The sequence below is a fragment of the Okeania sp. SIO2B9 genome, from assembly GCF_010672505.1.
Lineage (GTDB): Bacteria > Cyanobacteriota > Cyanobacteriia > Cyanobacteriales > Microcoleaceae > Okeania > Okeania hirsuta.
In genome coordinates this window covers 1-1,904 of record NZ_JAAHGK010001392.1, presented here as the reverse complement: position 1 = coordinate 1,904, position 1,904 = coordinate 1, and the positions used below count along the sequence as shown (strand labels likewise).

The following is a 1,904-nucleotide window of genomic DNA, read 5'->3' as shown; positions in this document are numbered from 1 at the left end:
TAGGGTTTAATCGCTGTTTTTCTTCTCTTTTCATAGTGCTGTAATTATCTTTTACCGAATAATTAATCATTAATCATTATTAATTAAATAATTCAGCTTTATTAGCCTCCCCTTTCAAGGGGAAAAAAAAGAAATAATATTTCCTTATATTCAATCCTCTCGGTTTTAACCAGAGGTAATTATCCATTATCCATTCATGAAATAACCTTTATTCATTAAATTGAGGTAAAAATTTACGCCTTTTAGGAATACATAATTGAATTCCACAAATTAATCAATCTTTATTAGCCAATTAATTGATATTAAAATACTCAAAAAAGAAGTGATTTTGCGATATCAAATAATAAATAAAGCATCATTAATTAATCGCTATTATTTATCTTTTTTTTTGCAAGTTTAATACCCCACCGTCAACAGGAATTCTTAAAATTTTTTAGGGTTTGAGTCAATAAGCAATTAGACCTTCTTCCTTCTTCCTTCTTCCTTCTTCCTTCTTCATTATTTAATCAAAACTGTTTTTGACTAGTTGCCCAACGAGAAAGAATACTGGTAATTAAAACCAATAAAACCAGAACTAAAGAACCCGCCCAAGCAAACTCCTGTAAAACAATATCAAAACTACGAGCAAATTCATATACTAAATAAGCCAAAGATGGAACAGTCGGAGCGAATGGACCGCGAGGCCAATTATTAGAATAAACAACAGTAAAAAGTAATGGAGCAGTTTCTCCAGCGGCACGAGCAATAGCAAGAGTAATACCTGTAATAATACCCGGTAAAGCAGCAGGTAAAACTATTTGTAAAACAGTTTGATAATTAGAAGCACCAACTCCCACCGATGCCCATCTAATATCCCTAGGAACTATTTGTAAAGCCTCATCAGTAGTCCTAATAATCGTCGGTAACATCAAAACCGATAAAGCAACTCCACCAGCAAATGCTGAAAATTTACCCATAGATAGTACCAGTAAACTATAGGCAAATACCCCAGCAATAATTGATGGTACACCACTCAGAACATTAGTAGCAAATCGAATTGGACGGGCAGTTTCCTCATCACTAAATTCTGATAAATAAACTGCTGCTAAAACACCAAAAGGAACAGCAATTAAACTAGCAATTGCCACTACCATAATTGTGCCTAAAATCGCATTACCAATACCACCAGAAGTTTGACCTGCTGCGGGTGGTAACTTAGTAAACAAATCTAAATTTAAACGAGATGATCCTTTAATAAAAACGTAAATTAATACAGCAAATAGAGGAATAAGAGTGATGCCGATACAAGCACCTGATAGTACAGTCATCACTTTATTAAATATTTCCCTTGGTCTGCTTGGGTTTCTTTTCAGACTCACAATAGATTCTGGTTGTTGTTGATTATAGGTAATATCTGCCATAATTAATCAGAATAGTATCAGTATAAAAGTAGTAACTAATCCAGAGTCAAATCAATTTATTTGTATTAATTCCTGCTAATTAAATAGCTATTAGCTTTTACCAAATAATTAATAATTAAATAATTAAACAATTAGGGTTAAAATCCTCCCCTTTCAAGGGAAAAAATTTATTTTTTCCTTATTTGTCAATCCTCTTCATTTCAGGGAGATGTAATTATCCATTATCAATTATTGATCATTTCCTGACGGAATTATCCGCAAACAGCTAGCCTCTTGCAGAGGAACTTCGGACTTCAGCTTTTAGCAGCTCTGGTTAATCCCCTTCTAAACGCTGACTGCTGACTGCTGACTGCTGACCGCTTTTTTAATACTTTGCCTTAATTCGATTAACAATCCAATTAGCTAATATATTTACAAGTAGGGTTAAAACAAACAGAATTATCCCTGTATACATCAGAGCAGAAAGTTGTAAACCAGAAGCTTCAGAAAATTGGTTTGCCATCA

Annotated in this window: 1 protein-coding gene; it reads right to left on the bottom strand. The window is 33.4% G+C overall.

The window, feature by feature from the left end:
• Positions 1–506 precede the first annotated feature (506 nt).
• On the bottom strand, positions 507–1,400 hold the full coding sequence (gene pstA, locus F6K13_RS31070; protein WP_124143375.1) for a phosphate ABC transporter permease PstA: 894 nt from the start codon (positions 1,398–1,400) through the stop codon (positions 507–509).
• Between the last annotated feature and the right edge of the window lie 504 nt (positions 1,401–1,904).

Coding starts and splice junctions, on each gene's coding strand:
- pstA (WP_124143375.1), bottom strand. CDS start 1,400: ATGGCAGATATTACCTATAATCAACAACAACCAGAATCTATTGTGAGT.